We start from the raw sequence: 5962 nt of genomic DNA, 5'->3' as shown, positions 1-5962 counted from the left end.
AATTGACAAAATTTTAAAAATCATCCTATAAGATATATGAAACACAGCCAAGGAAGGGCGCAAAATGTCACATGCAAGAGATAATGAAAAAACACCTTTAGAGGATGCAATCACAGAAATTTTTCAAGCAGGGGCAAGGGTTCAAAAAGAAATCAATAGCCTTAAAGGTGCGGAGACAGAGGAAGACAAAGCCCGATTAAGTGATCTTGTTCACCGCATACAGCCCAACGTGCAAGAAACATTAGAGAGGCATCAAGGGGATTTAGAGGATGGGCGTGTTTTAGGCTGGGATAATCCGTGGTAATTCTGCCCTGCCCTACTCAGCCGCCTTTTTAGCTTCTGCCAATATTCAAAATTCGGACATCGCCGATAAAGCTTTCCAAGGTTTGAAGATGTGGCTGGATAGATTTTGGATAGGCAGATACTACAGGCTCAGGAACGACAAGCTGGACTCCTGCATTTATCATTTCCTTGAACTGATTTTCAGAAACACCTTCCTGCAAGGTCAACAAGTGCTTTTGCTCAATTCTTTCAGCTTCGTTTAAAATTTGTCGCCATCTATCCTTGCAGGTTGTTTTTACAGCCAGCATACGCAGATTTTTTTCAGGATAGTTTTTGTCCTTATAGGCAGCCTCACAAGGAAAGAGATAATCCGGTTTTTTCCCTGGTTCTGATTCAGGCTGGTGCTGAAAATCAATGTTTTCCTGCAATTGTTCTTCCAGCAATATTTCTTTAATATGAAGTTCAAGAGAGCGTCCCGAACGAGCTTTCCTGCGTTGTAATATTGATTGAGCGCGTGATATAAAAGCGTCTATCGTATCGAATCCTTCCAGTATTCGCGGCAATTCAACAGCCTGCTCCAGGCTTCTGAATATCTGGAACTCACAATCCCGCCTTTTCATCAATCTGGAATCAATTGCTATTCCGTGTGACGGCCTTAATTCCATTGTTTTCTGGATGATTTCCGCACCTGTTGGGAATTTTTGTATCCAGGTTGGCGGGATCTCTGAGGGTTCAAGCCAACAGCTAGTATGTTTTACTTTTAAAGAGAAAATATCGTGTTCGTCAACACTCCATATTTTGTATTGTCCAGGTTCCAGTGTGCCTATGCGTTCCTCGATAAGATCGGCTTCAACTTCATGATCGCAGACCCAGACATGACAGGCGAAAGTTTCGCCACCCTGGCCAAGGTGAAAGGCAAATGTGGCCAAAGAGCCTGTACTTTCAGGGTCAAGGAGGGCTGATTCACTACCGCCGAAATTTGTTACCCTAGCTTCGTTTCGTGTTCCTTTTCCCCTGATCTTGTTGTTATACCAGACCGCCCTTACCTGTCTTGCATCCCCGCCATGTGAGTCAATATACAGGTCGAACCATTTATCAGGGTTTTCAGCTTCGGGATTATTCATTGAAGGAAATATATCAAGAATAAAATCTCTTGGAATATACGCCCCTGCTTGATGCGCTCCACTTGCAAGGGTGTCATTAGCTGCCAGTCGTTTAACGTACCAGATTATATTTTGTCCGGTGTGTTCATTCATCCAGTCGGTTAAATCAATTAGAGCCATTCATTGTTCCCCTTGTATTTCCATGTTGATTTTCCCACTATCCAGCTATTCCGATACAGAGCTGATAGTCTGCTGGATTGGTTTTTTTGTTCGCCCCTTCAAGGCACATTCCCAGATAACAAGAATACGCCATCCCGATGATGCAAGAGCCTTTTCCGTTTCCTTGTCTACAATATCGACCATTATTACACAGCGATTGATTTTTCCACTGTATAAGGCGGAGTTTCTTCTTCATCCATAATAAAAGCCGCCATGTGCTGCGCTACTGCTTCCACTACAGGCACAACAACGGCATTACCAAATTGCTTATAGGCTTGTGTATCCGATACAGGAATTTTAAAACTGGATTGACCAGGCGTATCAAACCCCATTAACCTAGCACATTCACGCGGAGTCAGGCGGCGGGGATTTCGGCGATTTTGTTTAATCAGTATTTCTGAGCCATCCTTATAGTACCTGGCTGATAAGGTGCGGGCTATATCATCCGCACCACACAAACCAAAGCCAAAGCCGTTTCCTTTTTTACGGTGCTTTTCTGCGTAGTTCTGCAAGTATATCCAGAGGTTATCTGTCAGGGTGTATTTTTTAGAGACTTTGCCTTTCTTTCCTTCTATGAAATGTCCGTCCTTCCCTTCGCTACCATCTTCGGAATGGAAAATTGTCTTGAGTTTTGGCCCATTTAGCGGGTCCGGTAAAACAAGGTTATCAAAAGTAAAATCATTAGGCTCTCTAAATCCTGCAATGAAAATACGTTCACGGTTTTGCGGAACGAAGCTTTTTGCATTGATAACCTTCCAGTGGACTTGATAGCCAAGTTCGTTTTTCAGGGTGTCATGGATAACGCGGAAAGTTTCCCCTTTATTGTGATTTACAAGGTTTTTGACGTTTTCCAGCAGGAAAACCCTGGGTTGGTGGTGTTCTATAATTCTGGCGACATCAAAAAAAAGCGTTCCCTGGGCTTCGCACCTGAAACCATGAGCACGACCAAGTGAATTTTTCTTGCTTACCCCAGCAATGGAAAACGGTTGGCAAGGGAAACCAGCCAGAAGCATGTCATGGGCGGGAATATCTACAGCATCAATCTTTGTAATGTCCCCCGCCATAATATGTGTGTCTTTATCATGATAATTTGCCAGGTAGGTTTTTTGTGCGTATTGGTTCCATTCGCTTGTAAACAGACATTCCCCACCAATTCCATCAAAACCCCGTCTTAACCCACCAATTCCGGCAAAAAGATCAATAAACTGGAAAGCGGGTTTTTCAATGCTTGTAACAGTCTGGTTTTTTATGATGTTCCGTAGCGTTTCAAGGACAGGGGGTTTCGGGTTACTCTCCCCGCTTTCATAACGTGCAAGGGTGCGGCGGGAATATCCTAGTGTTTTTTCCAATTTCTCAAGAGGCAGTCCGGTTTGATTTACAAGGCGGGAAAATTCTGTTTGTGCAAGGGTTGTCATTATTTCATTTCATTCCATTCTGGGTGTTATTTTGCCATATTGTCATTATATAACCCAGATAAATAATAGGCAAAATAAACTTTGACTTTATCCCATCTTCCCATCTTCCGCCGCCTTTTTTGGCGGTGTTTTTACCCTTGGCTTTCTAGCTGGCTTGGTTGCAGCTTTGGCAATTTCTACAAGCTCGCTTTGAAGCTTGGCATAATCGGCTTTAAAGCTTAATAGCTGGCTATCTTTTTCGGTAAGCTGTGCAACAAAGGCCGCATTTTCGCTGGTGATCTTAACGGCCTTTTCTTGCGCTGTATCAAGGCTGTGCTTCATTTCCAAAGTTTTTAAATTAGCTTGTTCTAATTCTCTTTCTAGCCTTGAAACTTCCCCCATATATTCGGATAGTTCCGCCTTTGCTTTGGTTATGGCTTCCCCTGCTTCATGCTGGATACGTTCGACAGATTCCCCCGCCAGAGTGGACGCAGCCGCCCAAACATCAAAAGCCGCCTTGTGCATGGCCTGATTAACGCTTTCAGGCATTTGCAGCAATGGCGCAGAGTGCGCGGCCTGTTCTTCACGCCAAAGCTTGACCATATCGCCCACAGTAGAGAAAGAACCGCCAGTAATGCCTATAACGGCGTTTACAGTCACGTTTTTACTATCGGCCTGTAATTGTTCACATGCTGCATTGGCCGCGCTTTGCGTTACCTTGCTTTTGCGCTCCATAATTTCACCTGATTTTTGTAGTAGAGAGTAGTAGTAATATTACTACAAGCTACTATCTAAGTAAAGGAATATATACCTGTAAGTATAATAAGTATTGTTTTTAATACATAAAACATTTATAGTGTTTTTATGTGTATTAATACATGTATTGTTTTTAATATATTTACTGATAGTATTGTAATTTATTTAAGTATGGGTTATATTATTTTCAATGTTTTTATTATATGTAGGAGAAGCAATAAAAATGATTATTTCATTATTAAACCAAAAAGGCGGGGTGGGAAAATCAAGCCTTGCTCGTGCGTTGGCGGTTGAGTTTGCGCGTAATAAATGGGCGGTACATGTCGCAGACCTTGACGGAAAACAACAAACATCTTTCTTGTGGGGGGAGCGGCGCAAAGAGAGCGGGGTAGATCCTTCTATTGATGTTTCTTTGTATTCAGAGCCTAAAACCGCACTAAAAGCCGCGAATAATGCGGATATTCTTATAGTGGACGGCAAAGCCTTTGCTGATACTCACGCCTTGCCGATAGCCCAAAAAAGTGACCTGATTATAATACCCGTGGGAATTTCAGTGGATGATTTAGAGCCGTCTTTAAAACTGGCCGTTGAATTTGTTAATAAGGGTATAGATAGAGCCTCTATTGTGTTTGTCGTGTGTAGAGTTCCTGACAAGGGCGATAAAGAGGCCATGAATACCCGCGCCAGTATCGAGGCTTGGAATTTTTCCGTGGTGCGTGGCTGGATTCCCATGAAATCGGCATATTCTCAAGCTATGGATAAGGGCTTATCCTTTACGGAAACGCCTTTTAAGAGCTTGAGCGACAAAACAAATAAAATCATAGAACAATTATTTAACAAAGCAATAGAGCAACAAACAGCGAAGCAGGGGAGCGCATAACATGGCAAATCTAAAACCACCAGTAAGCAAAGAAACAGACACAAAAGGCAAAACATGGCTTGACCCTTACACGATTGAGTTAGAGGAGACCCTACTAGCAAAAGCCAAGCCAGCAGCAGCGACAGAACAAACGCCGCCTAGCTCGCTTGTTCTCATGCAAATAAGAGTACCAGAGAGCGCAAGAAATGAGTTTAAGGCGTATGCCTCAATGCGTAGCAAGTCAATGAATGTCTTGTTTTTGGAGATGTTCGAGGAATTTAAAACCCGAAATAGTGGCGCATGACCCGAAGTCATAAAGGTTCAAATTAATAGAAAATAAGAACCAACCAAAACGCATAATACATTTCTCGAGGAACTAGGATTGCCAGCTTTACCCTAGATAAATACATAGTCTACAAGGTGCTAGATGGCCTTTTCTGGTTCTGTCGCAAAAGATACGTATTTGTGTAAAACTGGTTATGAACCTGTTTTTTTTCTTCGCCCAGGGGGTAAGTAACTTTTTTATCGTATCTGTAATCTTCTATCTTGGGCGCGCCTGATGTTTTTACAATTGAATCCGAGTACTCTAAAAAGGATAACTCACAGTACACATGGCGCGCCAGCTCTTCGCTAAGGCGTTTTATATCGCTTTTAAGGCGCTTTAACAGCTACCCCCTATCATACATACCCCTTAAAGGTTTTTGTGGGTCTTTAAGGGGCTTACATGCCCCCCAATAAGCGATTGACTAATTTGGGTGTGTGGTATGTGGTTTGTTATAGCTGTTACAGAAAACAAAGATTAAACGGTAAACCATTCCAAAATAAAGGGTTGGCTTATTGCAACAAGCAACAGTATTCTGGGGACTCTTTACCCTAGGGAGGAAGTAACTTTTTAAACTTCATAATAAAACGCTATTTAGTGTACAATATAATATAGATTGTACTATATCTATAATCCTTTTATAATCAAAGACTAGGGTTACTGTCATGTACAACCTATGGATATTTATACGAAATCATTACATTTACAATTTAGGGTTTTATAGTTACTCCTCTTTGGGGATAACACGCGTATGACTTCATTTCAACTAATTATTAAACGTGAATGAAATCAATTTCTTGCTCAATTAGGATAAATTATCATGGTTGGGAAAACCATAGTTTCCCTTTTGGTTTAATTACTACAATCCCTTAAACCGTATAATATAACCAATCGCTTGTTCATCAGAGCAATTTGAGTAGACCTTTCATTTAGCAGACTCTCAGCCCTAGGGGAAAGTAACTTTTTTTAGCGTATACTCGATATATGAAGATTCCCTTATATAAGAAAATACAAGGGAATCTGACTC

6 protein-coding genes are annotated in these 5962 nt (G+C 41.7%); 3 read left to right on the top strand and 3 right to left on the bottom strand.

The genetic code is table 11. The features are described 5' to 3' along the window. Positions 1–64: 64 nt before the first annotated feature. Entirely contained in the window at positions 65–304 is a 240-nt protein-coding gene (locus K6984_RS30015; RefSeq protein ID WP_221898621.1) for a hypothetical protein, read from the top strand. Positions 305–332: 28 nt separating this feature from the next. On the opposite strand, the gene K6984_RS30010 is transcribed toward K6984_RS30015, so the two are convergent. The 3 genes from K6984_RS30010 to K6984_RS30000 form a co-directional block, all read right to left on the bottom strand. Beyond that, positions 333–1565, bottom strand: a complete 1233-nt coding sequence (locus K6984_RS30010) for a type II restriction endonuclease (protein WP_221898620.1) — start codon at positions 1563–1565, stop codon at positions 333–335. 185 nt (positions 1566–1750) lie between these two features. Then, positions 1751–3019, bottom strand: a complete 1269-nt coding sequence (dcm, locus tag K6984_RS30005) for a DNA (cytosine-5-)-methyltransferase (RefSeq protein ID WP_221898619.1) — start codon at positions 3017–3019, stop codon at positions 1751–1753. Between the two features lie 87 nt (positions 3020–3106). Next, positions 3107–3733 carry a DNA-binding protein gene (locus tag K6984_RS30000; protein ID WP_221898618.1) on the bottom strand — a complete coding sequence of 209 codons (627 nt, stop codon included), beginning with the start codon at positions 3731–3733 and terminating at the stop codon, positions 3107–3109. 211 nt (positions 3734–3944) lie between these two features. Between K6984_RS30000 and K6984_RS29995 the strand changes: the two genes are divergently transcribed. Together K6984_RS29995 and K6984_RS29990 are read left to right on the top strand one after the other, a co-directional pair. After that, positions 3945–4634, top strand: coding sequence for a nucleotide-binding protein (locus tag K6984_RS29995; RefSeq protein WP_338024580.1), 690 nt, complete (start codon positions 3945–3947; stop codon positions 4632–4634). Position 4635: 1 nt separating this feature from the next. Next, positions 4636–4917 (top strand): hypothetical protein, encoded by a 282-nt coding sequence (locus tag K6984_RS29990; protein WP_221898617.1) that lies wholly within the window; start codon positions 4636–4638, stop codon positions 4915–4917. Positions 4918–5962 lie beyond the last annotated feature (1045 nt).

Source organism: Bathymodiolus japonicus methanotrophic gill symbiont (genome assembly GCF_019721995.1).
Lineage (GTDB): Bacteria > Pseudomonadota > Gammaproteobacteria > Methylococcales > Methylomonadaceae > Methyloprofundus.
This window is presented reverse-complemented; position numbering and strand designations above follow the sequence as displayed.

Coding starts and splice junctions, on each gene's coding strand:
- K6984_RS29995 (WP_338024580.1), top strand. CDS start 3,945: ATGTTTTTATTATATGTAGGAGAAGCAATAAAAATGATTATTTCATTA.
- dcm (WP_221898619.1), bottom strand. CDS start 3,019: ATGACAACCCTTGCACAAACAGAATTTTCCCGCCTTGTAAATCAAACC.
- K6984_RS30000 (WP_221898618.1), bottom strand. CDS start 3,733: ATGGAGCGCAAAAGCAAGGTAACGCAAAGCGCGGCCAATGCAGCATGT.
- K6984_RS30015 (WP_221898621.1), top strand. CDS start 65: ATGTCACATGCAAGAGATAATGAAAAAACACCTTTAGAGGATGCAATC.
- K6984_RS29990 (WP_221898617.1), top strand. CDS start 4,636: ATGGCAAATCTAAAACCACCAGTAAGCAAAGAAACAGACACAAAAGGC.
- K6984_RS30010 (WP_221898620.1), bottom strand. CDS start 1,565: ATGGCTCTAATTGATTTAACCGACTGGATGAATGAACACACCGGACAA.